Genomic DNA, 250 nt, shown 5'->3' on the forward strand with positions numbered 1-250 from the left:
GAACGTTTGAAATATTATTTGATCTGTTTGTCAGCTCTACTGATTTTCCTGTCAGGCTGCGGAAAAGACCAGCAATTTACGCCACCTGGCAGCGCGCAATCGGTCGCTGTGATTTCTCAATTAAAAAAAGCCTCCTTTTCAATTGTTGATTTACAAAAGAATAAAATTGTCTCTTCCGTTGATTTAAAACATCCACTCACTGATCTCATTCAAATCAACAAAGACGTCATCATTGCGACAAGTAAAGAAG

The 250-nt window shown here is 38.4% G+C and carries 1 pseudogene; it reads left to right on the forward strand.

Annotated elements, in window-relative coordinates:
* Window positions 1-250: pseudogene (locus SB775_RS32195) on the forward strand (YncE family protein); the annotation flags it as partial.

Source organism: Peribacillus sp. SIMBA_075 (genome assembly GCF_046534585.1).